26 protein-coding genes and 1 pseudogene are annotated in these 26,083 nt (G+C 64.6%); 11 read left to right on the forward strand and 16 right to left on the reverse strand.

The features are described 5' to 3' along the window. Positions 1 to 14: 14 nt before the first annotated feature. A complete protein-coding gene (locus CS1GBM3_RS16005) occupies positions 15 to 287 on the reverse strand; it encodes a DUF6460 domain-containing protein (protein ID WP_072396499.1) in 273 nt (90 codons plus the stop codon). A gap of 254 nt (positions 288 to 541) precedes the next feature. Here CS1GBM3_RS16005 and CS1GBM3_RS16010 point away from each other — a divergent pair, with 254 nt between their 5' ends. Together CS1GBM3_RS16010 and pdeM are read left to right on the forward strand one after the other, a co-directional pair. Further along, complete coding sequence (locus tag CS1GBM3_RS16010) at positions 542 to 3,247, forward strand: ligase-associated DNA damage response DEXH box helicase (protein WP_083567898.1); 2,706 nt, start codon at positions 542 to 544, stop codon at positions 3,245 to 3,247. Next, complete coding sequence (gene pdeM, locus CS1GBM3_RS16015) at positions 3,192 to 3,932, forward strand: ligase-associated DNA damage response endonuclease PdeM (RefSeq protein ID WP_244534675.1); 741 nt, start codon at positions 3,192 to 3,194, stop codon at positions 3,930 to 3,932. The genes CS1GBM3_RS16010 and pdeM overlap by 56 nt, the downstream gene beginning before the upstream one ends. A 9-nt stretch (positions 3,933 to 3,941) precedes the next feature. On the opposite strand, the gene CS1GBM3_RS16020 is transcribed toward pdeM, so the two are convergent. The 3 genes from CS1GBM3_RS16020 to CS1GBM3_RS16030 form a co-directional block, all read right to left on the reverse strand. Beyond that, complete coding sequence (locus tag CS1GBM3_RS16020; protein ID WP_083567675.1) at positions 3,942 to 4,913, reverse strand: TIGR02186 family protein; 972 nt, start codon at positions 4,911 to 4,913, stop codon at positions 3,942 to 3,944. Continuing rightward, positions 4,910 to 5,839 carry a sulfite exporter TauE/SafE family protein gene (locus CS1GBM3_RS16025; protein ID WP_072396502.1) on the reverse strand — a complete coding sequence of 310 codons (930 nt, stop codon included), beginning with the start codon at positions 5,837 to 5,839 and terminating at the stop codon, positions 4,910 to 4,912. Before CS1GBM3_RS16025 ends, CS1GBM3_RS16020 begins: the two co-directional genes overlap by 4 nt. A 229-nt stretch (positions 5,840 to 6,068) precedes the next feature. Further along, positions 6,069 to 8,771 carry an SEL1-like repeat protein gene (locus CS1GBM3_RS16030; RefSeq protein WP_072396503.1) on the reverse strand — a complete coding sequence of 901 codons (2,703 nt, stop codon included), beginning with the start codon at positions 8,769 to 8,771 and terminating at the stop codon, positions 6,069 to 6,071. Positions 8,772 to 9,140: 369 nt separating this feature from the next. Between CS1GBM3_RS16030 and CS1GBM3_RS16035 the strand changes: the two genes are divergently transcribed. Continuing rightward, entirely contained in the window at positions 9,141 to 9,659 is a 519-nt protein-coding gene (locus CS1GBM3_RS16035; protein WP_072396504.1) for a hypothetical protein, read from the forward strand. A gap of 6 nt (positions 9,660 to 9,665) precedes the next feature. Here the strand turns inward: CS1GBM3_RS16035 and CS1GBM3_RS16040 are convergent, their stop codons facing one another. The 4 genes from CS1GBM3_RS16040 to CS1GBM3_RS16055 form a co-directional block, all read right to left on the reverse strand. Beyond that, positions 9,666 to 10,103 carry a GNAT family N-acetyltransferase gene (locus tag CS1GBM3_RS16040; protein WP_072396505.1) on the reverse strand — a complete coding sequence of 146 codons (438 nt, stop codon included), beginning with the start codon at positions 10,101 to 10,103 and terminating at the stop codon, positions 9,666 to 9,668. A 185-nt stretch (positions 10,104 to 10,288) separates the two neighbouring features. Continuing rightward, complete coding sequence (pqqA, locus tag CS1GBM3_RS16045; RefSeq protein WP_020087993.1) at positions 10,289 to 10,378, reverse strand: pyrroloquinoline quinone precursor peptide PqqA; 90 nt, start codon at positions 10,376 to 10,378, stop codon at positions 10,289 to 10,291. Between the two features lie 501 nt (positions 10,379 to 10,879). Further along, a complete protein-coding gene (gene pqqA, locus CS1GBM3_RS16050; protein ID WP_020087993.1) occupies positions 10,880 to 10,969 on the reverse strand; it encodes a pyrroloquinoline quinone precursor peptide PqqA in 90 nt (29 codons plus the stop codon). A gap of 221 nt (positions 10,970 to 11,190) precedes the next feature. After that, on the reverse strand, positions 11,191 to 11,394 hold the full coding sequence (locus CS1GBM3_RS16055) for a hypothetical protein (RefSeq protein ID WP_072396506.1): 204 nt from the start codon (positions 11,392 to 11,394) through the stop codon (positions 11,191 to 11,193). 207 nt (positions 11,395 to 11,601) lie between these two features. On the opposite strand from CS1GBM3_RS16055, the gene CS1GBM3_RS16060 reads away from it, so the two are divergent. After that, positions 11,602 to 11,991, forward strand: a complete 390-nt coding sequence (locus tag CS1GBM3_RS16060) for an SH3 domain-containing protein (protein ID WP_139247948.1) — start codon at positions 11,602 to 11,604, stop codon at positions 11,989 to 11,991. Positions 11,992 to 12,189: 198 nt separating this feature from the next. Continuing rightward, positions 12,190 to 13,062 (forward strand): hypothetical protein, encoded by an 873-nt coding sequence (locus tag CS1GBM3_RS16065; RefSeq protein WP_072396508.1) that lies wholly within the window; start codon positions 12,190 to 12,192, stop codon positions 13,060 to 13,062. Positions 13,063 to 13,080: 18 nt separating this feature from the next. On the opposite strand, the pseudogene CS1GBM3_RS16070 reads toward CS1GBM3_RS16065, so the two are convergent. The 5 genes and pseudogenes from CS1GBM3_RS16070 to CS1GBM3_RS16090 all read right to left on the reverse strand — a co-directional run. After that, a pseudogene (locus CS1GBM3_RS16070) lies at positions 13,081 to 13,557 on the reverse strand (FRG domain-containing protein); the annotation flags it as partial. A gap of 586 nt (positions 13,558 to 14,143) precedes the next feature. Next, positions 14,144 to 15,112, reverse strand: a complete 969-nt coding sequence (locus CS1GBM3_RS16075; protein WP_083567899.1) for an HAD family hydrolase — start codon at positions 15,110 to 15,112, stop codon at positions 14,144 to 14,146. A 100-nt stretch (positions 15,113 to 15,212) separates the two neighbouring features. Beyond that, positions 15,213 to 16,124 carry an NAD(P)/FAD-dependent oxidoreductase gene (locus CS1GBM3_RS16080; protein WP_072396510.1) on the reverse strand — a complete coding sequence of 304 codons (912 nt, stop codon included), beginning with the start codon at positions 16,122 to 16,124 and terminating at the stop codon, positions 15,213 to 15,215. Further along, positions 16,117 to 16,575, reverse strand: coding sequence for an Rrf2 family transcriptional regulator (locus tag CS1GBM3_RS16085; RefSeq protein ID WP_072396512.1), 459 nt, complete (start codon positions 16,573 to 16,575; stop codon positions 16,117 to 16,119). The genes CS1GBM3_RS16080 and CS1GBM3_RS16085 overlap by 8 nt, the downstream gene beginning before the upstream one ends. A 116-nt stretch (positions 16,576 to 16,691) precedes the next feature. Beyond that, positions 16,692 to 17,426, reverse strand: a complete 735-nt coding sequence (locus CS1GBM3_RS16090) for a peroxiredoxin family protein (RefSeq protein ID WP_072396513.1) — start codon at positions 17,424 to 17,426, stop codon at positions 16,692 to 16,694. A 118-nt stretch (positions 17,427 to 17,544) separates the two neighbouring features. Between CS1GBM3_RS16090 and CS1GBM3_RS16095 the strand changes: the two genes are divergently transcribed. Further along, a complete protein-coding gene (locus CS1GBM3_RS16095; RefSeq protein ID WP_083567678.1) occupies positions 17,545 to 18,357 on the forward strand; it encodes a pentapeptide repeat-containing protein in 813 nt (270 codons plus the stop codon). 39 nt (positions 18,358 to 18,396) lie between these two features. On the opposite strand, the gene CS1GBM3_RS16100 is transcribed toward CS1GBM3_RS16095, so the two are convergent. The 3 genes from CS1GBM3_RS16100 to CS1GBM3_RS16110 form a co-directional block, all read right to left on the reverse strand. Beyond that, positions 18,397 to 18,789, reverse strand: a complete 393-nt coding sequence (locus CS1GBM3_RS16100) for a hypothetical protein (protein WP_072396514.1) — start codon at positions 18,787 to 18,789, stop codon at positions 18,397 to 18,399. A gap of 181 nt (positions 18,790 to 18,970) precedes the next feature. After that, complete coding sequence (locus CS1GBM3_RS16105; RefSeq protein WP_083567680.1) at positions 18,971 to 20,776, reverse strand: phosphoenolpyruvate carboxykinase (GTP); 1,806 nt, start codon at positions 20,774 to 20,776, stop codon at positions 18,971 to 18,973. A 126-nt stretch (positions 20,777 to 20,902) separates the two neighbouring features. Continuing rightward, positions 20,903 to 21,682, reverse strand: coding sequence for a HugZ family pyridoxamine 5'-phosphate oxidase (locus CS1GBM3_RS16110; RefSeq protein ID WP_072396515.1), 780 nt, complete (start codon positions 21,680 to 21,682; stop codon positions 20,903 to 20,905). Positions 21,683 to 21,823: 141 nt separating this feature from the next. Between CS1GBM3_RS16110 and CS1GBM3_RS16115 the strand changes: the two genes are divergently transcribed. The 5 genes from CS1GBM3_RS16115 to CS1GBM3_RS16135 all read left to right on the forward strand — a co-directional run bounded on the left by CS1GBM3_RS16115 (position 21,824) and on the right by CS1GBM3_RS16135 (position 25,963). Then, positions 21,824 to 22,531, forward strand: a complete 708-nt coding sequence (locus CS1GBM3_RS16115; protein WP_072396516.1) for a response regulator transcription factor — start codon at positions 21,824 to 21,826, stop codon at positions 22,529 to 22,531. Between the two features lie 87 nt (positions 22,532 to 22,618). Beyond that, positions 22,619 to 24,583, forward strand: coding sequence for a stimulus-sensing domain-containing protein (locus CS1GBM3_RS16120; protein ID WP_083567682.1), 1,965 nt, complete (start codon positions 22,619 to 22,621; stop codon positions 24,581 to 24,583). After that, the gene (locus tag CS1GBM3_RS16125; RefSeq protein WP_072396518.1) at positions 24,558 to 25,037 is read left to right on the forward strand and encodes an HPr kinase/phosphorylase; all 480 of its coding nucleotides are present in this window, start codon (positions 24,558 to 24,560) and stop codon (positions 25,035 to 25,037) included. Before CS1GBM3_RS16120 ends, CS1GBM3_RS16125 begins: the two co-directional genes overlap by 26 nt. A 196-nt stretch (positions 25,038 to 25,233) precedes the next feature. Then, on the forward strand, positions 25,234 to 25,638 hold the full coding sequence (locus tag CS1GBM3_RS16130) for a PTS sugar transporter subunit IIA (protein WP_072396519.1): 405 nt from the start codon (positions 25,234 to 25,236) through the stop codon (positions 25,636 to 25,638). A gap of 19 nt (positions 25,639 to 25,657) precedes the next feature. Beyond that, the gene (locus tag CS1GBM3_RS16135) at positions 25,658 to 25,963 is read left to right on the forward strand and encodes an HPr family phosphocarrier protein (protein WP_072396520.1); all 306 of its coding nucleotides are present in this window, start codon (positions 25,658 to 25,660) and stop codon (positions 25,961 to 25,963) included. Positions 25,964 to 26,083 lie beyond the last annotated feature (120 nt).

A 26,083-nucleotide genomic window follows, 5' to 3' on the forward strand; every position in this document is an offset into this window, starting at 1 on the left:
GGGCGGGCGTTGTTTTACTCCGACTTTGAGCGGCCGGCGTTTGCCAGACGTACGATGATCCAGATCGGAATGACGACCAAGGCGCCGAGCAGCATGTATTCGAGCACCCATTCGATGGCGCCGAACCCGAGGTCATAGAGGTTCCGCAGCAGCTCATTGACGCGCTGGAAGAAGTTGCCGAGGTCGATGCCAAGCGCCTTCATCACGATCCCGACCACGATCGAGATCACGGCGAGGCGGAGAATGACCCCAAGCGGGTTTCCGCCGAAAATCGTGTTACGGTCCATGCCTAAGGTCCCTGAACGAGCACGTTGCTGCACTATCTAAAGTGCTTCCGGAAAAGTGGGAACCGGTTTTCCGCAAGAAGCACGGCAAGTCAAAGGATGCTTCCGGAAAAGTGGGAACCGGTTTTCCGTAAGAAGTCTAATTGAAGGATAGCGGGTAGCGAAGGAAGCCCTGGCGCGTGACTGGCGTAACCGAGAAAGCGGGAAAGCGGCCGCGCACGCCGAGGCGCCGCGTCGACCCGCCGCCCGCTCAAAGTCTGCCGGAGCCTTTCGCGGGTTGGTTCGCTCGTCGGGGCTGGCAGCCGCGCGATCACCAGCTTGCTCTGATCGAAAAATCGCGCGCGCGCCGCTCGTCGCTGCTCATCGCCCCCACCGGCGCCGGCAAGACGCTGGCCGGCTTCCTGCCGAGCCTGATCTCGCTCGCCGCCGCGCCGCGCGCGAAGCAGGGCGCCGGCCTGCGCACGCTGTACATCTCTCCGCTGAAGGCGCTCGCCGAGGACGTCTCGCGCAACCTCTTCGCGCCCGTCTCCGAGATGGGCCTCAAGGTCTCGATCGAGACACGCACGGGCGACACGTCGATCGCAAAGCGCGCCCGCCAGCGCGTGAAGCCGCCGCAGATATTGCTCACCACGCCCGAGCAGGTCGCACTGATGCTGTCGGGCCCTGATGCCGGTTACGTCTTCTCGGATCTCGACACCATCATCCTCGACGAGCTGCACGCGCTGGCGCCCTCGAAGCGCGGCGATCTTCTCTCGCTTGGTCTGGCCCGCCTCAACACAATCGCGCCAAGCTTGATGACGCTCGGCCTGTCGGCCACCGTTGCGCGCCCCTCGGAGCTTATGAGCTATCTCGTGCCGCAACGCGCGCCCGAGAGCGTGCATGCGCTCGCCGATCTGGTGATCGCGCCGGGCGGGGCCGATCCTGAGATCGATATTCTCGAGATCGAGGAGCCCGTGCCGTGGAGCGGACATTCCGCCCGCTACGCCATGCACGACATCTATTGCGCCATCAGCGCGCACAAGACGACGCTTGTCTTCGTCAACACGCGCATGCAGGCGGAGCTGGTGTTTCAGGAGCTGTGGCGCATCAACGAGGAAGGACTGCCCATCGCGTTGCATCATGGCTCGCTCGATAAGGCGCGCCGCCTCAAGGTCGAAGCTGCGATGGCCGAGGGCCGCCTGCGCGCTGTCGTGGCCACATCCACGCTGGACCTCGGTATCGACTGGGGTGACGTGGACCTCGTTGTCAACGTCGGCGCGCCGAAGGGCGCCTCCCGCCTCGCGCAGCGCATCGGCCGCGCCAACCACCGCCTCGACGAGCCCTCAGCCGCGCTGCTCGTGCCCGCCAACCGCTTCGAGGTGTTGGAGTGCCGCGCCGCGCTGGAGGCCGCCAAGGCCGGCGAGCAGGATGCAGTGATCTCGCGATCGGGCGCGCTCGACGTCCTCGCCCAGCACGTCATGGGCATGGCGTGTCACGGACCCTTCAAACCCGAGGCGCTTTATGAAGAAGTACGCTCGGCCGCACCTTATGCCGGTCTCACACGCGCGCGCTTCGATCGCGTCGTCGACTTCGTGGCGACAGGTGGCTACGCGCTGAAGTCCTACGAGCGCTTCGCTCGCCTGCGTCCCACCGAAGATGGCGCGCTCCGCCTCGCGCATCCGAGCCTCGTGCGCCAATACCGCATGAACGCCGGCACCATCGTCGAAGCGCCGATGATCAAGGTGCGCCTCGTCGGTCGGCGTCGCGTGCAGAAGAAAACCGGCAGGCCCGGCACGCAAGGCCCGCTGATGGGCGGCCGCGTGTTGGGCGAGGTCGAGGAATACTTCATCGAGCAACTCGCGCCGGGCAACACGTTCGTCTTCGCTGGCGAGATCCTGCGCTTCGAAGGCTTGTCGGAGACGGAAGCTTACGTCACGCGCGCCCCCGGCGCCGACGCCATGATCCCGAGCTACGCTGGCGGCAAGTTCCCACTCTCGACGCACCTCGCGCGCCGCGTGCGCGCCATGCTCGCCGACCGCACACGTTGGGCGGACCTGCCGACGCCGGTCGCCCAATGGCTCGGCTTCCAGTTCGAGCACTCGGCCCTGCCCGGCATCGACGACGTCTTGGTCGAGACGTTCCCGCGCCGCTCGCGCCACTTCCTCGTCGCCTATCCGTTCGAGGGCCGCCTCGCCCACCAGACCCTCGGCATGCTGCTGACGCGCCGTCTCGAGCGCGCAGGCGCTCAGCCCCTGGGCTTCGTCGCCAACGACTACGGTCTCGCCGTTTGGGGGCTCGGCGACCTCACGGCGCGCATCGCCGACGACAGCTTCGACCTCGCGCGCCTCTTCGACCAGGACATGTTGGGCGACGACCTCGAGACGTGGCTTGCGGAATCGAGCCTGATGCGGCGTACGTTCCGCAGCGTGGCAGTGATCTCTGGGCTGATCGAGCGCCGTCACCCCGGCAGCGAAAAAAGCGGCCGTCAGGTCACGATGTCGACAGATCTCATCTACAACGTGCTGCGCCGGCACGATCCAGGCCATATTCTGCTGGAAGCCGCCTGGGAGGATGCAGCCACGGGTCTGTTGGATATTGCGCGCCTGGGCGACTTCCTGACCCGCGCACAGGGTCGAATCAGGCATCAAGCTTTGGATCGGGTCTCGCCATTGGCGGTGCCGATCCTGCTTGAGATCGGCGTCGAGCCGGTCGGGCGGTTGACCCGCGAGGATCTCTTGCGCGAGGCCGCCGAAGAGTTGATCGCGGAAGCGATGCGCGTCGAGAACGGGCACGAGACCACGATCGCGACGGATCTTACCGGTCCGGCGCGTCAATCGTCGGTCTCAAGTAAAGACACCATGATCGCGTCAGGCCCCACCAGCCTTCCGCGTGCATCATCGGTCTCAAACAAGGACGACGGGGACGCACGTGACGAGCACCACTCAAATGCTGGCGCTAAAGCCCGAGCGCCTCGACGTCGGTGAGTTCAGCCGGCAGCCGGTCTCGATTTCCGGGCGTTCGTTCGTGGCCGACGTCTCGGGCGCCCTCTATTGGCCCGCCGAGGACATCCTGGTCGTTGCCGACCTGCACCTCGAGAAGGGCTCGGCCTTCGCGGCCCGCGGCATCATGCTGCCGCCGTACGACACCGCCGCTACTCTGGAGCGCCTTGCCGCGACCCTCGACGCCTATCCGGCCCAGACCGTGCTGTGCCTTGGCGACAGCTTCCACGACACTGGCGCCGCCGAGCGCATGAGCGCGGTCGATCGCGAGACGCTTGCCATCCTGCAGGAAGACCGCGAATGGATCTGGCTCAACGGCAACCATGATCCGGTGATCGGCGAATGCTTGGGCGGCACGGTCCTGCACGAGGTGACCGTATCCGGCCTGGCCTTCCGCCACGAACCGACCACAGGCCGCGTGACGCATGAGATCGCGGGCCATCTGCATCCCGCGGCGCGCGTCTCTTTCCACGGCCATGTCATTCGCCGCCCCTGCTTCGTGGGCAACGGTAAGCGCCTCGTGCTGCCTGCGTTCGGTACCTACGCCGGAGGGCTCAACGTGCTCGACGAGGCTTTCACGCCGTTGTTCGGCGACGACGGCCGGTCTGTCTTGGTTCTTGGGCAGGAGGGGCTCTACCCAATCGCGCCGCGTCTTCTGAAAGAAGACTGACGTTACCTATTACGACGCCGTCTTGCGCCGGAACGGCATTGACGCGAGTAGCCCCGCCAGAGCCGCGAGAGCCACGGCGGCGAGCCCGTAATAGAACGGGTGATGCATGGCGGCACGGTAGATCCAAAGCTCGACGCCGCTACGCTCGAGCCGCACGCGTGACTGGAACGTGCTGAGCAGCTCCCCTTCGCGGAAGAGATAGACGCGTGCCGTCAGCGGACCCACTGGCACGTTGGCCGGCAGGGCGATCGAGGAGCGGAACAGACTCTTGCCGATGAAGATCACCGCATAGTCGCGCTCGATATAGAGGCCTTCCTGCTGCTTGATGCGGATCACAGCATCCTTGTAGGCCTTGAGCTCGTCAGGTTCGGTCGTGCTGGCGGAATGGGCGGCCGGCGCCAGACGGGCATACTCGTGCCCGATGGCATGACGCGCGAGCAGCGGCGGATCGGCGATTTCCTCGATCGGCCGCGTCGAGGCGATGGCGTAGTAGCTTGGCACGCTCTCGAAGCGGAACGAGTCCGTGTTCACCCAAAGCCCGGCGACATTGGACTTGCGTCGCGCCACGAGCGGCGTTGGCATGCCTTCGAGCACGACGATAACGTCGTAGTAGCCGGCTTCCGCGCTGGGCTGCCGGCTGTTGAACACCGACCCGAATACCACGACTTCCGTTCCCGTAAACGCGGACGTGATGGCGATGTTGCGGGACGAGACGTCGGCCTCGACGGTCTCTTTGGCGGCGGTTGCCTCCGCGTCGCGCTCAGCCGCGCGCCGCGCGGGCCGAGGGGCCGGCGCACGCGGTTCCGCCCGGCGCTTGCTGCGCTGCGCCCGTTTACGCAGGGGCTCGCCCCAATCCGGCAGCTCCGCCTCCGGCTTGTCCGGGCTTTGCGCGCGCGCATCTCCACCACCGAGGCACCACGCGCTCGCCACGGCGAGAAGCGCCAGAAGCAGCCAACGATGGCGTGTGCCCGGCAGCGTCATAGCGGCGCTCCGAGCGTTGTCGTGATAGAGAACAACTCGCGCGGCGTCGTGACCAGGTCCCAGCCGATGCGCGCGCAGACGAGCAGCACGAGGCCCGCCAGCAGGAAGCGCAGGTGCTCGCCTTTGAGACGCGCACCGGCAGCGGCGCCGTACTGCGCGCCGATCACGCCGCTGATGATGAGGATGAGCCCGAGCAGGATGTCGACGCTGTAGTTCTCGGTCGACTGCATGACCGTTGTCACAGCTGCCACGAATACGGTCTGGAACAGCGAGGTGCCGACCACGACGTTGGTCGGCATGCGCAGAAGATAGATCAGCGCCGGCACCATGATGAAGCCGCCGCCCGCGCCCATGATCGCCCCGAGGAAACCGACGAACGCGCCGATCACCATGGGCGGGATGGCGCTGATATAGAGCTTCGAGCGGTGGAACCGCATTTTGAGCGGCAGATTGTGGATCCAGTTGTGCTGGCCGGAGCGCCGTAAGGCGCGCGACTGCCCACCTCGCGCGGCCTGGATGGCATTGAGGCTTTCGATCAGCATCAGCGTGCCGATCACGCCGAGGAATGTGACATAGGCGAGGGCAACGAAGAGATCGAACTGGCCGGCCTCCCTCAAAAGGCGCACCATCCTGACGCCGATCACCGATCCCACGATGCCGCCCGCGAGCAGCACCGCGCCCATCTTGATATCGACGTTGTTGCGCCGGTACTGCGCCATCGCCCCCGAGACCGACGACGCCACGATCTGGGCCGCGCCCGTGCCGACGGCAACCGGCGACGGAATGCCTGAGAAGATCAGGAGCGGCGTCATCAGGAAGCCGCCGCCGACGCCGAACATGCCGGAAAGGAAGCCCACCGCCGCGCCCATGCCGAGGAACACAAGCACGTTGACGCTCATCTCGGCGATCGGCAGGTAGATGTGCATTGCGCTGAGGTGTACGCCGATACGGAAGGGTGAGCCGAAACCGTTCCGCCCGCCGGTGCACTCCCCGCGCTGCCGGCTGCCGAAACGGCGCGAGAGCGAGCCACGGCCCCCGCGCCACTATCGTATTGAACCTTTGCCGCGAGTACCAGTACGGCGTCGCCGCAAGCCGCATGCGCGGCTTGCGAATTTTCAGCATGCGGGCAGCGCATGCCGGCTTGGAAAGCGATTTCTAGATGTTTGTGTCGTTATTGACGCGCTTCTTCCAATCCTCGCCCGCCGTGCGGGCGTCATTGGCGAGTGGCGAGGCCCGGCGCGGCTGGAATTCCGTAACCATCGCGTCGGCAGAGGCGAGCGCCGCCGCATCGAACTCGCCCCTGAGGGCATCGCGACGGCCAATGGCGTCCGGGTCGCCCGCCTCTGCCGCCAGCGCATACCATTTATAGGCACTGACGCGGTCGACCTTGGCGCCGAGCCCGTTCTCGAGCAAAACGCCGAGATTGTACTGGCTGTCTGCAAGCCCATGCTCGGCCGCCTTCAGGAACCACGGCAGCGCAGCCTTGTAGTCGGGCTGGCTCTGTTCGCCGGCGATCAGCACGGCCAGGTTATGCATGGCCTTCACGTTGCCGTTCTCGGCCGCGCGGGCGTACCAGATCTTGGCCCGCTCGATATCCTTCCCGACGCCGAGACCGCGCTCATAGAGCGTGCCGACGCGATACTGCGATTGCGCGAAGCCCTTGGCGGCCGACCGCTGATACCAGCGCAGCGCTTCGGCGTAATCCTGGCCCGTGCCCTTGCCTTCCGCGAGCCGCGCGGCGACCTCGAACTCGGCCGAAGGATCGCCGTTGGCCGCCGCCACGCGCAGCGACATCGGGCCCACCGTAGCAGGCGGCAGCTCGAGCGCGCTGCGGGTCGATGCGCCTTCGTCATGCGGCGAAAGCTCGGGAGCCGGATAGGCCGCCGTCATGCGCCCGCCCTGCTCCGGCAGGAAGGCGCTGGGGGGATGACCTGCTGCCACCTGCCCGAGGTGCCCGGAAAGGCTTGCGAGAACCTGCTGCTCATAGATGCCGGCGGCGGTCGCCACGGGCAGCGTGGTACCCTGCGCGTCGATCGTCATGCCGCGGGGCGCGTTGGCGGGCGCCGCAACGTCCGTTGCCGCCAGCTCGGACGGCGTGAGGACGTCGTCATGGAAGCCGTAAGGCGCCATGGACGGCTCTTTGAGCGCGCCGTCTGGCGCAGCCTCGGAGCGCGGCCCGAGGCGCGGCGCGTCATCGAAATAATCTTGCACGGCGCCGCCGTCGGCCGCCGACGAAGGCGGAGCCGGAGCGTCAGACAGATACTCGGACGTTTTGGGGACGATGGCTGGCGCTGCGGGCGGGCTGGAGCTGCGGTTGAAGAACAGCAGCCCGCCGTTGATGGCGATGATCAACACCAGCACGCTGGCCAGAAGCTTGGTGGACATGCCGAACAGGCGGCCCGAGCCGGTGCCGAGGGCCTGACGCGGCGTTTCGTCGACGATGCTACGGGCTTCGCTGAACGAGTTCACTCCCGCGCCGGTCTGACTGTGGCTGCCGAACTCCTCGGCGCGGTTCGCGGCCGCCTTGAGTTTGGCGCGGCGTGCGTCCGCCACGAAATCGCGCCGCAGCCGGTCGATCGGCGATTCCGGCGCGTCGGCCACGTGCGAGGCTGGTTCGGAGAGCGGCGACCCGTCGGAGGCCATGCCGTCGTCCTCCGCAACGCCATTGGTTCCGAAGCTCGTGAAACGGGTATCCCGGAACCCATACGCCGTTTCGGCGGAGGCGTTCGGCTCCGCAATGCGGGAGCCTTCGCTTGCATACGCGGCCTCGAGCGGCGGCGGACCGAGAACGGGCTCGTGCACCGCGGCCAGAATGTCCGCAGCCTGCGACGGCCCCCGCTTCTGCCGCAGCTCCAGCGCGTCCATGCGGTCGAGCACCGTGACGAGGGCCTGCTGCAGCGTATCCAGCATGGAGAAGGCGGTCTGCTCGCTCTGGCGCTGCTCCTGGATTGCCTGCTCGAGAAGCCCCTTGAGCGCGTCGTAGCGGTCGGCCTGCGCACTCACCCGCCCGGAGAGGTCGGTCACCAGGGACGTGGCCTGTGCCTCCGCTTCGCGCCGGTCCGTGATAGACGCCTCGATCAACGCCCGCAGCTCCTCGTGGCGCCGGGCCTCTGCATCGGCGCCGTCGTCGGGGCGGTGCGCGAGGCGGCTCTGCACTTCGTCGGCGGTGCGCCTGGCGACGGCCTCGAGGTCGGCGGTGAACCGGCTGTTGTAGTCGAGCAGCTTGCCGATGCGCTCGTCCGAAACCTGCGCCATGACATTGCGCACGTCGCTCTCGATGCTGTCGATGCGCGTCACATGACGCTCGAGCTCGTCGAGCTTGTCGCCGAGATCGTTGACGTGCACCTCGATGAGCCGCAGGCCCTCGAGGTCGTCAAGCCTGACGACGTCCTTGAGCGCGGCGCTCATCTGCCGCTGAAACGTGTCGAGACGCTCTTCGAGCAACGAGACTGTGCCTGTGGGCTTCACGTCCTGCAGCGCCCGCGTGATCTTGTCGGTAAGGTCATCGAGGCGCGAGCCGAACCAGTCCCGTTGGTCCTGCGCTTGCACGCGAGCCGCTGGCTGCAGCGCCGTCGTCTCATAGCTGCGCATCAGTTGTTCGGCACTGTTGGTGTCCCAGGGCTCGTCGCCGGCTTCATCGAGCAGCATGTGGCGGCGCCGGGGCAGCGCGGACGGCGGGGCGGCGGCTCGCAGCACGCGCAGCCGCTCGACGATGTTGGCGAGGATCTCGCTCTGCTGGCGCTGCGTGCTCTCGATCTCGCGTGCGAGGTCGTCGATGAGGCTCGGCGTCCCGTCCTGTCCGGCGGGGCCGTAAGCGCTTCGCCGCGCGGGCTGAGTCTCCTGGTCGAATAGGAGCATGAGGGGTCCCCAAGGTGCAGTGCGGCGCCGATGGCCGGCCGCCCCCCTATGGGGCAAGGCGACACAAGCCGCCCGGTGCGGGCCGAGACGCAATGTGGGTCAGACGCAGCACAAACCAGAAACCCGATCCTCGCGAGGCTCGCAGTCGCGAGTAAACGTTAAGTTAAGTCTCAGCGAATGCGAGGTAATGCGCGGGAATACGAAGATTTTTGCGGGTCAATTGGTGCTGGATTTCGACCGCGGGAGCCAAGTGATTCGTCGTGCGCGCCGCGCCGGCACGAACGCGGGTCACAATCGCTTGTTATTCTCACACGAGATCATATCTCCACGATCAGGGCCGAGTTCGCCCGATGGAATGGAGACGCTGCCGTGCCGACCTTGACGCGCTTTCGCTTGAATGACGCCCGCCCTCTTCTGCTGGCGGGGCTCGTCGCACTCCTCGCAGGGCCTGCGGGGGCAACCGAGGGACAGGGGCGCTACACTATACAGCCCACGGAAGGCGGCGTTGTCCGCCTCGACCGTGAGACGGGCGCCATGTCGTTCTGCAGCGGCGCGGAGGGCAACTGGACCTGCAAGGCCATGCCGGAGACCGAGGGCGCCCTGAAAAAGCGGATCGAGGAGCTTGAGGCGGATAAGCGGGCGCTCGAGGCGGAGCGCCGGCTGCGCGATGGCACCCCCGGCCCGACCGCGAAAGCGCCCGACGCAACGGAGCAGGCGCCGCCGGCAGGCGAGCTGGCCCCGCCGCCTCCGCCTGGCGACCTGCCGGTTCCCACTGAAAAGGACGTCGACAAGTTGTTCGACTACGTCGAGGGCATGGTGAAGAAGTTCAAGGAGCGCATCGAGCGGCTCGAGCGCGAGGCCCAGAAGGAGCCCGAGGTCCCGCTCTGAGCGGCCCTAGAGGAAGAGCCTGTAGCGGACGAAGTCGTCGGCCTTCGCGAACCGGTCGTAGACGCTGCGCGCCGTCGCGTTGTCGGCCTGCGTATGCCAATAGAGCCGCGACCACCCGTTGGTCTTTCCGAGGCTGACCAGATCGCGGATGAGCGCTTCACCGATGCCGCGTCCGCGATGCTCGGGCGCCACGAACAGGTCCTCGAGATAGCAGATCGGCGCCGTCGTCCAGGTCCCGGCGTGCAGCACCGACAGGGTAAAGCCGCAGACCTCGCCTGAGGTTTCCGCCACGCGGCAGAACAGCCCGTCCTGCTTGCGGATCAGTCGTTCCCAAGTTTTCGCCGTCACCTCCTCCGGTACGTCCGCCTTGTAGAACGCGACGTATCCGTCCCACAGCTTGCGCCACGCGGGCTGGTCGCTGGGAAACGCGTCGCGGATCAGCATGGGAAAGCGTCCGAGTGGGAGCGGAGGATCGCCGCCGGGCGACCGTGCGCTTAGGTAAGGGGCGAACATGTATGAGCCAACAACCCCCTGAGGAACAGTAGCAAATTGCAGCAGTCTAAAAAATTAACGCGACGGTCGCGGATGCGACCGTCGCGCCAAAGACCGAAAGTTCGGAAGATCGACGGTTAGATGATGTCGATCTCGGCCGGCAGATACGAGGTGACCTCGAGACCGACTTCCTGCTCGCGGACCGAAGGCTTCATCCAAGTCTTCATAGGTAGTTCCTCCTTTTGTAGATGCGAGACGAAGCACGTCTCTGCACGTTGACTAATTAGGTTCGCGCCGTCTGCCTGACCAATCGTATTTTCATTCGCGTTCTATCAGTCGGACTGATGCTACTGTGTACCAAAATGCCGAAATTGCAGGAATTTAGCGCGTTTTTCGACACTGCTTCGCGCATGCCGCACGCTCTAGTCGCCTGCTCACGCCGAGATGAACCTTTCGTGAGAGACGTATGCGCGGCAAGGCCGATTCTATCGCGCTTTATGCGTCGTCTCTCATAAGGGGCAGCGAAACGATCGACCGAGGAGGGGCGAAGTAAGGAGCTGAAAAAAAATGCTCACACGAAATAGCGAGACCGAGCTCGCCGGAGAGAAATGCGAGCGAATGAACTATACGGAGTCCGGAATAGGACAAGCGCCGCCGCGATAGGCCACAAAAGAAAACGGCGACCGCTTTCGCGATCGCCGTCGAATTCGCTTTAAAAGCCGTTCGACTTAGATGATGTCGATCTCAGCCGGCAGATACGAGGTAACCTCGAGGCCGACTTCCTGCTCGCGAACCGAAGGCTTCATCCAGGTCTTCATGGCAGTTCCTCCTTAGAGTGTTCCAACAACCAGCGGGCCGCCAGCCCAACTGATGCTGCTCCGTATATAGGCAACAAGCTTGATAACGACAAATCGCAAGTGTGTGATCGGAGGATCAGAGAAAATTATCGACAGGCAAAGATAAACTTATCAAGGCGGCCCGAGGCAGCCGACAAGAGGAGGTAGAAAGTGGCCTGATATCAGGTGGTTGGCGGGATTTTTCAAGCCGGAGGGCTGGGTTCGTCCAGATCCGACGAAAGCGCCTCCTCGAGCTCTTTCAGGTCCTCCGGAATTGGAAGCCCATAGGCTTTCAGCTCGTTGAGCTTCTCCCATAGCTGAAGGTAGAGCTCGTGGGCGTCCTCAGGCTCGTTTTGCATCCGCGTGAGCAGAACGCCGATCTCCGCCTTGACATCTTCGAACGCCATGGGGCTCTCCTTTTCGCGCAACGTATGCCTGAAATAGGAACGCGGTTCGCACGGTTGCAAGGTGCGAGACCCGCCGCCGAGCATAGTCTGCCATAGCGTCGGCACAATTGTTGGACCTCAATCGGTCGGTGCGAGGATCGGAGTGAGCAGACGGGGCAGCGGCTCTTCCGAAGCAAGGTGGAACGGGAGTAACCCGAGAACGGGAACATGAGTGGGGGAGCAATGGGGGAACGGTTCATCACCCGGAGAGCCGGTCTGTTCACCGTGACCGCGATGGCAATGGGCCTCGCTGTCGGCACCGCTGTTGCCGGTGACCCGCCGAAGTACTGGGCGGTCACGGGTGTCGCCACCGACGATGTCCTCAACATGCGCGACGTCCCGCACGGCGACAGTAGGAAGCTCGCCGGCATCCCGCCCGACGCGCGCGGCCTCAAGAACTTTGGTTGTCTGCGTCCCGAGCCGAGTCTCGATCGCTGGATGGAGATGACGGAGGACGAGCGCCGCAACGCCAAGCTCGAATGGTGCCGCGTCGAGTACAGGGGGCGTCAGGGCTGGGTCGCTGCGCGCTTTTTGAAACCCGACGCCGGCGCGCGTTGATCGGGCGGACGTGAGCATAACGAAGGTGTGCTCACGCGTAGCTTTTCTCACGCAGCGCCCGAGAAATACAAAAGCTTAGCGGTTTAGTGACGTTCGCCTGTGTTATGCTGCGCCCCGTGCGGAACGAACGGGGGGATGGCACGTAGGAGGAAGGTGAGGCCGCGGTACGCGCCGAGCTGGCAGTGTGGGGTTTGCGTAATGCGTTTCGATTTTGAGGCGTTCCGCCAGTTGTTCCCGGAGTTGACCTCCATCACCACCGTGTTCGCGGGCGGAGGCGTTGCGCTCGCCACGCTGATCGTCGCCTACGGCGCCCTGGTCGGCACAGGCGAGATCGCAGCCGAGGCTGAATCCCGCGGTGATGCAGTCGCCGTCGAAGGCTCCGTGTTCAAGCCCGTCACAGCCACGCAACCGCAAACGGTTGAAACCACTGCCGCGCGGGCATCTTCCGCCGATGCGCCGGTCGCACGTAACTTGGACGATCCGCGAGCCGTCGCCCACGCTGTGCAGACGAAGCTGAAAAGCGCGGGCTGCTACAGCGGCCCCGTGAACGGCATCTGGACGGCCTCGACGCAGGCCGCAATGCGAGAGTTCACCGCGCGCGTAAATGCACGCCTGCCGGTCAACCGCGCTGATCCCGTGCTGCTGGCGTTGATCGAGACACATCACGAGGCCTCGTGCACGGATGCAGCACCGTCCGCGCAGAGCGCCGAGGCGGCGGCAGGCGTCGAAACGCAACGCAGCGGATCGGGACAACGGGCCGAGCGCCGTGCCGAGCTGCACACGTCGTCCGTTTCCGGAGAGGCAGCAGGCCGCGCCGAGCACCTGAGCTATTCGGATGAAGATCGGCGTTCTCTGGATACGCTTGCGGCCGCCGAGCCGGACACAGCCGAGTCCGACGCAACGAGCGCCGCAGGCACAGCCGCCACGGCCGCTGCAGCGGGAGCCGCCGCGTCGAAGGCCGCGAAGCCCGAGCGTCGCTCGACGTCACGCAAGTATCGGCAGCCCTCGATCGCGCGCCAAGTCTCGCGCGGTTTCCGCCAACTTCAGCGCGACCTCAACAAGCTCTTTTGATCGCCGCGTGATTTTTTATTAGGAGAAAAGGCGTTCTCGCAACTCTTCGCACGCGCCATCGAGTCCCGGAAACATAGATCCTGCCGTGATGCCCATCAGGCTTAGTTCCTGCATGACGCGGGCGCGCGACGAAACAGGTAAGTCAATCGCTTCCAAATAAGTGACGCCTCGCTCAAATTCACGTGCGCGAATATATGCCTCAACATCATCAACGTTCGTCAGCGTCGATAAGGCTTGTTGCGGCACCATGCGTTCATTGCCGATCGCTAATGCCCGTAAAACCGAAAAATGTGGGTGGCGCGTCACCAAGTTCTGAATCTGACCGAAATGCTCGCACCAGCGCCGTTCGTCGAAAACGAAAATTCTAACCTTGGCGTCGTTCGCGGCCCGAACTGCTGCAGCTTTTGGAACGCTCTTGTACGCAAAGAACGCGCCGACAAACGGCGACAATGTCCAATCCATTAAAGGCGTAGGGTAACCGTGATGCTGGACGAGATTGTAGAACGCGCCAGTCTGAAGCGGCTCATACTATAGCGATGTAGATCAGCCCGTCCCGTGCGGTGAAAGGACGTTCGAAGTCTCCATGGCTTAGCCTGTCCTCGGAAGATATAGCGGCCATGGTCCAGTTTGACAGCGAAGTCCTTGAACGCTTCCCATGTGGTAACATCTGCTCGCGGTATCAGCTCGGATGGCCTCGATGGATCTTCGCGCTCGATTGTTGCCGATCCCTCAGCGTCGTGCTCTGTGCGCCATGTGAGTTCTAACCGCGTGTCCGTCGCATTGAATTTCACGTCGGCGTAACTGGCGAAATTCGCATCTGGATAGCGACTGGCGATAACGTCCCAAGAAGTCGGTTCGAGGGTGTCCGGATGGAGCGGCAATAGTGGTGATTGAAAGGTTCCCCGTGTCTCCTTCGTGGGCGTCACAATGACCGCCCAGGTCCCCGGAAGAGTTGAGTCAGGGCCATAGAGATATGCGCAACCGCGATAATAGGTGTCAAACTCGTCGATCTCGACAATGATGTTGCCTCGCTGACTGCCCTCGTATTGTCCGCGCCATTGCCCTTTCATCGTAGTCGTGGCTACCCCGCACCCCGCCCAACCTTCCAAACCTCTTCCTGCACGCGAATGTCCGCGAGGATGCGGTCGAGCAGCAAACACGTCCGCTTGAAGAGATCCGAGCCGCGCCGGTAGTCGGCCGCCGCAAAGAAGTCGACGCGGCCCGCGCGGAACAGCTCCACGCACGTCTCAAAGCCCTTGCCGCGCTCTTCCGGATGCACGGCGATCGCGTGCCCGCCGCTCTTGCGCATCAGCGCCATCGACGGCACGTCGGTCTCGCCGTCGCCGAAGTAGATCATGTTGCGGAATGGGATTGGCCGCTGCTCCTCGGGCATGTGCGAGTTGATGCTGTCGCCGAGATCCTCGATGCCCTTGTTGATGCGGAACAGGTATTGCGTCTTGCCGGTGTCGGTGATGACGCGCTTCGGAAACGGCAGCTCGTAAGCGTCGAACCAGTATTCGGATGCGAACACGTTGTGGAAGTGATGGCGGATCGACGTGCCGTCGATGATCTCGGTCAGCCCCGACGACACCAGATAGTGCCGAAGCTCGACACCCTTCGACTCCGAGCGGATGTTGATCCACTCGGCGATGGCGTCGAACCATTCCGCGACGCCCGGATAAAGCTCGACCTTCGCACCCTGCTTGACGAGATCATCGCGGTCGATGCGCAGCCCCTTCTCGCGCGCCATCTTGTACATCAGGTGCATGTAGGTGATTAGAGGATCGGCGCCCTGCTCGCGCGCGAGGCGCGAGCACTCGGCCCAGAACTGGGCGGGCTCGATGCCGAGCTGCGGCAGGAACGAATACTCCTGCATCGGGCGCGGCGAGAGCGTGCCGTCGAAATCGTAGACGAGCGCGATGGTCTTCTTCTCGAAAACCTCGGTGGGGTTGGCGGGCTTTTTCTTCGCCTTCGCAGGCGGCGCGTCCACGTGCGAGGACGCCTCATCCGCGTCCCGCTCTCTGTCCCGCCCTGTCGCGCGCTCGGTCATCGCCGGCTCCTGTCCATCAAATATCTTGACGGACAGTCGGCCGATTCGGGTGGCGCGCTGAAGGCGGCGCGCGGCGGCATGCACAACTTGAGCGTCGCTCTCAAGCCGCCGCTGCGGGCGGAAATACGAGCGATTGGTGCACGCCCGCGCCCGCCATGACGCCATCGGCCGAGGCCAGCGTCGCATTGTGCATGGGCCGCGAGATATCTCCGGCGGCATAGACACCCGGAACGCTGGTTTGCTTCGCAGCATCGGTCTTGATGACGGGACCGAACGGGCCATCCTCCATCGCGCATCCCAGTTGATTGGCGATGTCGCTCTGAAAACTCGTGCGCGGCGTGAGGTAGAGCGCCGCGATCGGCACCAGCCGCCCGTCCGCGAGCCGCACGCCGTCGAGCTTTGGCGCCTGCCCTTCCAACGCAGCGATCGGCGCCGGTTCGAGGGTGACCTGCCGGGCAGCAAGTCGCGCTTGCGTCTCCGCGTCCGGCATCGGCCCGCCATTGAGGAAGAACGTCGTCGGTCCCCAGTCGGGAATAAGCGCGGCCTGATGCGTCGAGTGCGGCAGCACGCTCAATACGCCGAGCGGCTGGCCGAGGAATTCGAAGCCGTGGCAGTAGGGGCAATGCAGCACCGTTTTGCCCCAGCGGTCCTGCACGCCAGGGATGGCCGGCAAGGTGTCCTTGAGGCCGAAGGCGAGCACGATCCGTCGCGCCATGAGCCGCTGACCGTCGGCAAGCGTCAGCGCGAAGCCGTCTTCGTCGGCCGCCGCGTCCACGGCCGCGCCATCGACAAAGCGGACGCTCGGGTAGGCGGCCACCTTCGCGCGCGCCGTCGCGAGCATTTCATACGGGGCGACGCCATCCAGACCGAAGAAGCCGTGCGAGGCCGACGCGAAGCGGTTGCGCGGCGTGCCCGTATCGATGACGCACACAGAACGGTTGGCACGGGCAAGCTGCATCGCAGCCGAGAGACCGGCGAAGCTTCCGCCGATGATGATGGCGTCGTTACGCATGCGGATGCTCCTTGTGGGTCGGGCCGCGCTTGGCGAGGCGGCGATTGAAATCGCGGGAGAGGTCGGCGAGCGTCACAGCGCCGAGCTTGGCAAAGAACAGCGCCTCGACGTCGCGGAAGGTGGACTCGAGCGCGTGATTGACGGCCTGCTCGACGAGACATTCGGGATTTTCGCTGCGATGTCCGAGCGCGACGAGAGGCGGCTCGCCGACGGCTTTGTAGATGTCGGCCAGGGTCACGGTCTTGGGATCGCACGCGATCGCCCAACCGCCGCCGTGACCCTTTGCCGACTCGACGAAACCCTGGTCTCGCAGCCCCGCCATGACGCGCCGCACGACGACGGGGTTAGTGTCCATCATCTTTGCGAGCTGTTCGGACGTGGCCGGCGTCTTCATGCCGAGCATGTGCAAGAGCACGTGCAGCACGCCCGAGAGTTTGCTGTCCTGCCTCATGCAACAACATATGTTACATGATGGTGCAAATGACAAGGGGGCGTGAAATAGCTCGGGAGCGAGCTACGTCATGCCGATGTGTGGCGCGCGAGCTGCGCGCGCCGAGCACCACTCAGTCAGTGATTGTGGCCGCACCCGCAGCCCTTGCCGTGCGCATGGTCGTGATCGTGGTCATGGTCATGGCTGTGCCCGTGGCCGCCGCAACAGCCGCCCTCACCATGGTGGTGATGATGGTCGTGCTCATGATCATGGTGGTGCTCGTGATCATGGTCATGTCCATGATCGTGGCCGCACCCGCATCCGTCATGGGTGTGCTCGCTGGGATCGGTCAGCACCGCTGCCAGTCGCCGCTCGAGCGCGATCGACTGCTCGCGCGGCGCATCGCGCGCCTCGATGGTGAGCGCCATGATCTCCGCTCCGAGCCGCAGGTCGTGCACCTGTCCGAGGTAGTGGCGCCGCAGCCGCCCCTGGCGGTCGAACAGCAGCACCGTCGGCGTGCCCTGGATCTCGTAGGCCTCCATGGTCTTGGGCAGGCCTTTGCCGTCGGCTGTGTCGAGCGCCACTGCGAACGGCAGCTCTTGCTCGGCGATGAAAGCTTCGAGCACGGCCTTGTCCTGCTTGTCCGTCTGCTCGAACGGCGTGTTGAGCCCGATGACGACCACCTCGTCGTCGCTGAACGCGCCGGCGATGCGCGCCGCCTGCGGCAGGCCATGCTTCAGGCTGCCGGGGCAGTGCTGCTGAAACGCGGCGACCACGACGACCTTGCCCCTGAGGCTCTTGAACGTCGGAGGTGTGTCCGCGTTGAACCAGGCTGCGGCTTGAAACTCTGGCGGGTTCTCAGGATCGAACATCAGGGTCCTTTCTAAACGGAGTTGCGCTACCATATCTGGAAAGCGTGCCCTGCGGCAGGGGGAGCGTCATTGCTGCGCTGCCCAGCCGGCCAGGGCGCGAAAATTGGGAGACGGCGCTATGTCGGTGCGGGGCTTATGTCTGGGGCTTGCGATCGCAGGCGCGACAGCCGGCATCCCCGTTGCGACCCCGGCGCGTGCCCAATCCATGCTCGACATGGTCGATTTGATGTCCCCGGCCTTCACGCAGGCCGAGATGAGCCGTGCCGACATCGAAAAGGCCATCGCCGGCCTGCCCGAGGGCGAGAAGCTTGACCTTTTCGGCAAGGCCCTGAACAAGCTTGATCTCTCCGGCATGGACCTGCGCCGCGTCAACCTCCAGGCGGCGCGCCTCATGGGCTCGGATCTTTCCGGCGCCAATCTCGAAGGTGTGAACCTTGATTCCGCCTGGGCGCTGAATTCCAATTGGACACGCGTCAACCTCAAAGGCGCGAGCCTGTTCGGCACCCAGCTGATTGGTGCCAAGCTCGACGGCGCCGACATGAGCGGCGCCCGAGTTGCGGGCGACTTTTCTAAAGCCAGCATGACGGGCGCCAACCTCGACGGGGCCGACCTCTCCGCCGACGAGAAGAACCAGTCGATGGGGCTGATGCGAGGCACGTTCCGCAGCGCCAACCTCGAAGGCGCTTCGCTCAAGGGCGCCAACCTGCGCCGCGCGCTGATCGAGTACACCTCGTTGAGGAACGCCGATCTCACGGGCGCCTCTCTCGCCGGCAGCGAGCTTGGCGGTTCGGACTTCACGGAAGCAAACGTGGCCGGCGCTGATTTCGCCGAGGCAGACCTCAATAGCGCCCACATCGGCGCCATGAGGAACGCCGACAAGGCTCTCAATATCGACAAGGCGAAGAACGTCGACCGGGCATTCCGAAACTGAGGCCAGGGGCGCGGTGCCGTGTGGCGTCAGGCTGGCTGGCTACGGCAGATCGGCGGCCGGCCACACCTGGAACAGCCCGCTGCTCGTGGTGCTCATGGCCTCGACGACGGCCATATTGTCGAAGCCGGCGAGGCGCGACTGCATGGCGACGAGCAAGGCGTGCTCGCCGCGCGCGTCCATGGGAATCGCGATCGACTGGCGGCCGTCGCGGTTGGTGAGGATCCAGAACAGGTCCGGTTCGAACGGGCCCGCATCCGTCGTCAGCACGGCAACGTTTCCAAGCTCGGCCCAGGCGAGCGTCAGCGCGCTTCCCGCGCCGTCGTCGACGCTGATGATCTTGTCGTCATGCGAGACGCACACGGGAGACGTGACGCGGCGTTGAGGCAGAGCCTCTGGGCGTCGTCCGAACAGCTTGGAAAGCCAGTCCAGCATCGCACCACGTGTCCCGAGCCGGGGTATGCGGCGAGGCTTAATTCACCTCGAACAGAGCTCGCCGCACCGCTCCTGTAGATCGAATCATACGGGAGAACGAGCATCAGCCATAAGCGCGAAACCGCACATGAAAAACCCCCGGTGAGAACCGGGGATCTTTCGAGGCTCTAAGCGTGGCTTCTCAGCCGAGCCGCTGCTCGAGCGCCGCAAGCTCCTCGGAGAGCCCAGCGGGCAGTTTGGCACCGAAAGTCGCGAAATGCTCGCGGATGGACGGAAGCTCTGCCTTCCAACCGTCACCGTCCACGCGCAAGAGCTCCGAGAGCGCCTCGCTCGATATGTTGAGCCCCGCGACGTCGAGTGCGCCGTCGGCCGGCAGCCGCCCGATGGGCGTCTCGACGGCTTGGGCCGCATCGTCGCAGCGCTCGAAGATCCACTTCAGGACGCGGCTGTTTTCGGCATAGCCCGGCCAAAGGAACTTGCCCTCCGGGCTCTTCCGGAACCAGTTCACATAAAAGATTTTCGGCATCCGGCCGCCGCCATTTTCACCGATATTGATCCAGTGCTGGAAATAATCGCCCATGTGGTAGCCGCAGAACGGCAGCATCGCCATCGGATCGCGGCGTAGATCGCCGACCTTGCCCGCCGCCGCCGCCGTTTTCTCGGATGCCATGATGGAGCCGAGAAACGTACCATGCCGCCAGGAGAGAGCCTCCGACACGAGCGGCACAACCGAGGCCCGCCGCCCGCCGAACAGGATGGCATCGATCGGCACGCCGGCCGGGTCGTCCCACTCCTTGGCGATGACCGGGCACTGCGCGGCAGGTGCCGTGAAGCGCGCGTTAGGATGCGCGGCAGGCCGCCCCGAGGCAGGCGTCCACGAGCGGCGCATCCAGTCGATAGCGTGCGCTGGCGGCTCGCTCATGCCCTCCCACCAGACGTCGCCGTCATCGGTCAGCGCCACGTTGGAATAGATGATGTTGGCGCCGAGCGTCTTCATCGCGTTGAGATTGCTTTCGTTCGACGTGCCGGGCGCGACGCCGAAGAAGCCGGTCTCGGGATTGATGGCATAAAGGCGCCCGTCGGCGCCAAACTTCATCCAGCAGATGTCGTCGCCGATCGTCTCGGCCTTCCAGCCGGGAATGGTCGGCACCAGCATGGCGAGGTTGGTCTTGCCGCAGGCCGACGGGAAGGCAGCGGCAATGTATTTCACGCGGCCTTCCGGGTTGGTGAGCTTGAGGATCAGCATATGCTCGGCCATCCAGCCCTCGTCGCGGGCTTTGACCGATGCGATGCGCAGCGCGTGGCACTTCTTGCCGAGAAGCGCGTTGCCGCCGTAGCCGGAACCGTACGACCAGATCTCGCGCGTCTCCGGGAAATGCGAGATGTACTTGGTCTTGTCGCACGGCCAGGGCACGTCTGCGGTGGATGGTGTCGAAAGCGGATAGCCCACAGTATGGCGCCCGCGCACGAAGTCCGGGCTCTGGCCGAGCGCCTCGAGCACCTTGTCGCCGACGCGAGTCATGATGTGCATGTTGGCGACCGCGTAGGCGCTGTCCGTCACCATGACGCCGATACCGGCAATCGGGGAGCCGATCGGCCCCATCGAATAGGGCACGACGTACATCGTGCGCCCTGCCATGGCGCCGTCGTAGAGCTGGGTGAGCGTCGCCTTCATCTCGGCGGGGTCGGCCCAATTGTTGGTCGGGCCGGCGTCCTCTTTCGAGAGGGAGCAGATGAAGGTCTGGTCTTCGACGCGGGCGACATCCGCAGGGTCGGAGCGCACAAGGATCGAGTTAGGGCGTCGGGCGGGGTTGAGCCATTGGGCAGTGCCCGCATCCACAAGGGACTTGAGAAGCTCCTGATATTCCCATTTGCTGCCGTTGCACCATCGAACGCGTTCGGGCTTGAACAGGGCCCGGGAGTCTTCGACGAAGGCGAGGACGGCCGGATTAGTCGTTTTGACCTCCAGTGGGGGCATAGCGTTCATGGGTGCTCCTCCGCGCGGCAGGCTTTGATTTAGCCAAGAAATTTCCTCTTTTGTATTGAGCGCGCGCAAAGGCTACATGGAAGGGTTCATCCGTACAAGCACGCACGGGCGTCAGATGTGGCAGCACTAACGTATCGGTTGACGATCTCGCGCAAGCGAAACGAGTGCCACAAGCTCGCGACGCGCATCGTCCGGAGTGGTGATCCTGTTTTGGAACAGGAGCCGGCAGGTCATGCCGTCGCAAACGAGATCGAAGCCTTCGGGGTCGATGCCGGTCATGCGCCAGGGGCCGCCCGGCGCACCGGCCAACACGGTCGCGTAGAGCGCGATCGCCGCCGAATGGTCTTCGTTCATATGTGAGACAATGTCCGACTGCGCCGCGACGAGTCCTGCTGCGTCGGACACGTCGAGCAGAAAGTCATCGGGTTTGAGATCCACGATGCGCCCGAAGCCGCCAATGAAATGTGCCCGCTCGGGCGTAAGCTCGTAGAAGGCGAAATCGGGAAAGTCGGCGTAGCCGCCGGCAAGCGGATGACGGGCCAGAAACCGTTCGCGGGCGGAGGTGCGCTGGGTTTTGCTGACCCGGCCGATAACCGTAACGCGCCCGCCCGCCAAGGGGTCTCCAGCCGCATCGGTTCCGTCGAAGAGCAGGCTGGCGCGGCCGTCGGACTTGAGATTCTGCGTGTGAAGTGCGAGGGTTGAGATAAGAAGCAGCGGCGTTCCGTCCACATCGGTTGCGACGGTGACCAGCGAGGCGTAAGGATGTCCGCTCGAAGCCTCGAGCGTGGCAAGTGCCCCCTTGAGGGCTTGGCGCATCAGTTTGCGTGCGGCTTGCCCAGGCGTTGACGGGGAGCCTTGCGACGCCTGAGGAACGCCGGGATCCGTGCCGCGGTCGGTGTCTGCCATCTATATCATCCGTCTGTTGTGAACTGTTCAGTTCGCGTTCAGGCCCCTTCTCATATAGAGAGCCCTGCCACAATTGATCCACCTTGGGACCATAAAGCGCCAAGAGCGTGATATAGGGTTGCCGCGAGGATAATGGGGACCATGAAAGAGAAAAGCACGATCGCGCTCGTAGATGACGAGCGCAATATTCTGACCTCGCTGGGAATGGCGCTCGAGGCAGAGGGCTATAAGGTGCGCACCTATAGCGACGGGGCTTCTGCTCTTGAGGCCTTGACCGAGGACCCTGCCGATCTCGGCATCTTCGATATCAAGATGCCGCGCATGGATGGCATGGAGCTTCTGCGTCGCGTGCGCCAGCAGTCCGACATGCCGGTCATCTTCCTCACCTCGAAGGACGAGGAGATCGATGAGCTGTTCGGTCTCAAGATGGGCGCCGACGACTATATCGCGAAGCCCTTCTCGCAGCGCCTGATCGTCGAGCGCGTGCGCGCCATCCTGCGCCGCTTGCAGCCCAAGGATGGGCAGACAGCCGAGCCCCAGGTCGCCCACATCCTCGAGCGCGGCAAGCTCCGGCTCGATCCCGAGCGGCACACCTGCCATTGGGACAATCGGCCGGTCACTCTGACTGTCACCGAATTTCTGATCCTTCAGGCCCTCGCCCATCGCCCCGGCGTGGTTAAGACGCGCGACGCGCTGATGGATGCCGCCTACGATGACCAAGTCTATGTTGACGATCGCACGATCGACAGCCATATCAAGCGCTTGCGCAAGAAGTTCAAGCAGGTCGACGACAGTTTCGACGTCATCGAGACGCTCTATGGCGTAGGCTACCGCTTCAAGGAAGCATGACGCGGCTCGTGAGTGCGTAGCGGACCAAGCGCAGGTGTCCGCACCGATGCCGCTCTTGAAACGGGTCGCTCTTGAGAAGTGACACGCATGGGCAGACCGGAACGCATCGGTCCGCAGGGAGGGGCAATGGCGCTCGAGACCGAGCGGAGGCCAACGGCTGGCACCGGCTTCGAGGGACTCCTCACCGGGGCGCGCCGCTCGCTCATCATGCTCGCCGCTCGCCTGCGCTACATGCTGCGTCGCCGCCCGAAGGCAAGCGACGTGCCGCTGCGTTTGCCCTCGCCCGTCCGCTTCATCGCCGGCAGCCTGCTGCGCCGCATCCTGGTGGCGAGCCTCGGCGGTCTCGTCGTGATGATCGGCGGCATTCTCTACTTCAACCAGAATAACGCCTGGCTCATCGACGCGAAGCGCGAGTCGCTGCGTGTGCAGGGCGAGATCATCGCGGCCGCGATTGCGGGTGACGCGCGCGTCGAGACCGGCCGTCTCGTCATCCACGCCGACCCGGCTGCGGAGGACGAACCGGTCTCGTCTTACGACGACGCCTTCACCGCCCACGAGCTGTCCATTCGCCCTGAGCGTGTGGCGCCGATCCTGCGCCGCCTGATCGAGCCGACCACGCGCCGCGCCCGCGTCTACAGCCGCGACGGAACGCTGGTAATGGACTCGGCGACGCTTCTGAAGCGTGGCCAGCTCTCGCGTCACGAGCCTAAGGTGACCGACGGCGGCCGCACCACCACCAAGGATTTCTGGACTCGCCTCAGGGCTTGGATGCTCGCCAACAACGATCTGCCCGTCTACAAGGAGATCGGCAACGCCAACGGCACCTCATATCCGGAGGTCCGCCAAGCCCTCGAGGGCAAGGCGACGGCGATGCTGCTCTTGAACGAGAAGGGCCAGCAGATCGTCTCGACGGCCGTTCCCATCCAGCGTGCCTCGGGCGTCCAGGGCGTGCTCCTGATGTCGACGCGCCCCGGCGAGATCGACAAGATCGTCTCCGATCAGCAGGATCAGATCTGGCTGCTCGCGGCCTTTGCCCTGTTGGCGTCGCTCTTGAGCGCCCTTCTTCTCGCCCGCACCGTTGCCGGTCCGATCCGCCGGCTGTCCGCCGCGGCCGAGCACGTGAGCCGCAACATCACCGCGCGCCGTGAGCTGCCGGACTTTGCGCACCGGACCGACGAGGTGGGCCAGATGGCGTCCGCGTTCGCGGCCATGACGGCTGCGCTCTACCGCCGCGTCGAGGCGAGCGAGAGCTTTGCTGCCGACGTCGCACACGAGCTCAAGAACCCGCTGACCGCCGCTCGCTCGATGGCGGAATCGCTCGCCTACGCCAAGACGGAAGAGCAGCGCAAAGAGGTCGTGAAGCAGATTCAGAACGAGCTCATGCGCCTCAATCGGCTGATCACCGATGTGTCCAACGCCTCGCGCCTTGATGCCGAGCTTGCCCGCCAGCAGATGGGTCCCGTCGACGTCACGGGTGTGGTTGCGAGCGTGACCCAGATCTTCAAGGACATCCTGGTCGGCGATACGCGCCGCGTGGAGACGACGGTCGCAATTGCTCCATTCGATGGCGCCTTCCTCGTCGATGGACACGCGGGCCGCCTTGGCCAGGTGCTGACCAATCTCGTCGACAACGCGATCTCTTTCTCTCCGCCGGGATGCGCGGTCACCGTTCGCCTGCGTCGCGTCAGCGGCCACGTGGAGCTGGTGGTGGAGGACGAGGGGCCGGGTATCCCCAAGGATCGCCTCGATATCATCTTCGATCGCTTCTATACTGATCGGCCCGATACGGAGGCCGTGCGCGGCAAGAACTCGGGTCTCGGCCTCTCGATCTCGCGCGAGATCATCCGCGCGCACGGCGGCGAGATCACTGCCGAGAACAGAGAGCCGGGGCTTCTCTCCTCTCCGCCGGGCACGCTGGCCGAGCGCCCGCATGGCGCGCGTTTCGTCGTGCGTCTGCCCGCGCTCGTGACCTCTGCGCGCTCCGGGTTGCCGGGAGGACGTCGCGTACAGGCAATGGATCGCCAACATGAGCCCGTCGCCGAGCGCAACTGAACTCGTTCATGCAACCGCGCTGGCGCTCGGCGACAAGGCGGTTTTGATCCGCGGCCCCTCGGGCTCTGGCAAATCGGATCTCACCCTGCGCTGTATCGCGCTGCCGCCCCTCGCGCATAGTCCGCTGCGTGCGGAGCTTGTCGCCGATGATCAAGTTCAATGCGTGCGAAGGGAAGACGGTCTCGTGGTAAGCCCGCCCGCAACCCTCGCGGGCAAGATCGAGGTGCGCGGGCTTGGCATTTTGACGCTGACGTATCGGCCGTCCGCACGCCTTGCCCTCGTCGTCGATCTCGTGGCGAGCGAGGCGGTGGAACGCTATCCACTGGAATCCCTCACCGCTGAATACCTCGGGATCGTGCTCCCCGTCGTGCGGCTTGCGCCCTTTGAAGCCTCTGCGCCTGTCAAGCTTATTCTGGCCCTGGAGGCGGCCCCTGGGACATTAACTGCGCCGTGAGCGGTGGTCGGAAAGTCCTTGCTTTGCCCGCGAACCCCTGTAAGTCTCCGGCCCGCCGCGCAACACTGGGGGCCGCGGCATCCGGAACGCTCATGACACCACGGAGAATGTCGTGACGCCTTGGAGACTTGGAGCGCCGTCCTGTGACCGGGACAAAGCGCATCATCCGGCAGCGAAACAACTCGGCTCGGACTAGATGATCGGACTTGTGATCGTCACACACGGCGGCTTGGCAGTCGAGTTCCGCGCGGCGCTCGAGCACATCGTCGGACCTCAGACACAGCTCGAGACGATCTCGATCGGACCTGAGGACGACATGGAGGCGCGCCGCGCCGAGATCCTCGACGCCGTGCGGCGAACGGAGACCGGATCGGGTGTCATCATCCTGACCGACATGTTCGGCGGCACGCCATCGAACCTCGCCATTTCAGTCATGGACGAGGCGCATGTCGAGATTCTTGCAGGCATCAACCTGCCGATCCTCGTCAAGCTTGCGGGCCTCAGGGCCGAGGTGCCGCTGGACGAAGCGGTGACGCTGGCGCGCGAAGCGGGACGCAAGTACATCAAGGTTGCGAGCCAGGAATTGTCCGGCGAGCAGTGAGGTCGGCGAGACGCGCGCGATGCCCGAGATCAGAGACAGCAAGCGCCCCGAGGCCGTCGTCACCGTCGTCAACCGCAAGGGTCTGCACGCGCGCGCATCCGCCAAGTTCGTAAAGCTCGCCGAGGGTTTCGAGGCGACGGTCACCGTCACGCGCGACGGCCAGACTGTGGGCGGCACCTCGATCATGGGCCTGATGATGCTGGCCGCCGGCCCCGGCTCGACGCTTTACATCACGGCCGAGGGTAACGAAGGACCCGAAGCGCTCGCGGCGTTGGTTGACCTTGTCGAGACGGGCTTCGGCGAGGAGCTCGCCGAGGAAGACTGAGCCGGAACGCGCAACCTTCGAGACCGCCCCCCGACCACCTCGATCCGTCACAAGCGCTGACCTTCGTCATCCGAAAGCAGGGCCCAAAAGCCCCCGCGCTTGCCGGCCTCAGGCCCGCAA

This window comes from Hyphomicrobium sp. CS1GBMeth3 (assembly GCF_900117455.1).
Taxonomy (GTDB): Bacteria; Pseudomonadota; Alphaproteobacteria; order Rhizobiales; family Hyphomicrobiaceae; genus Hyphomicrobium_C.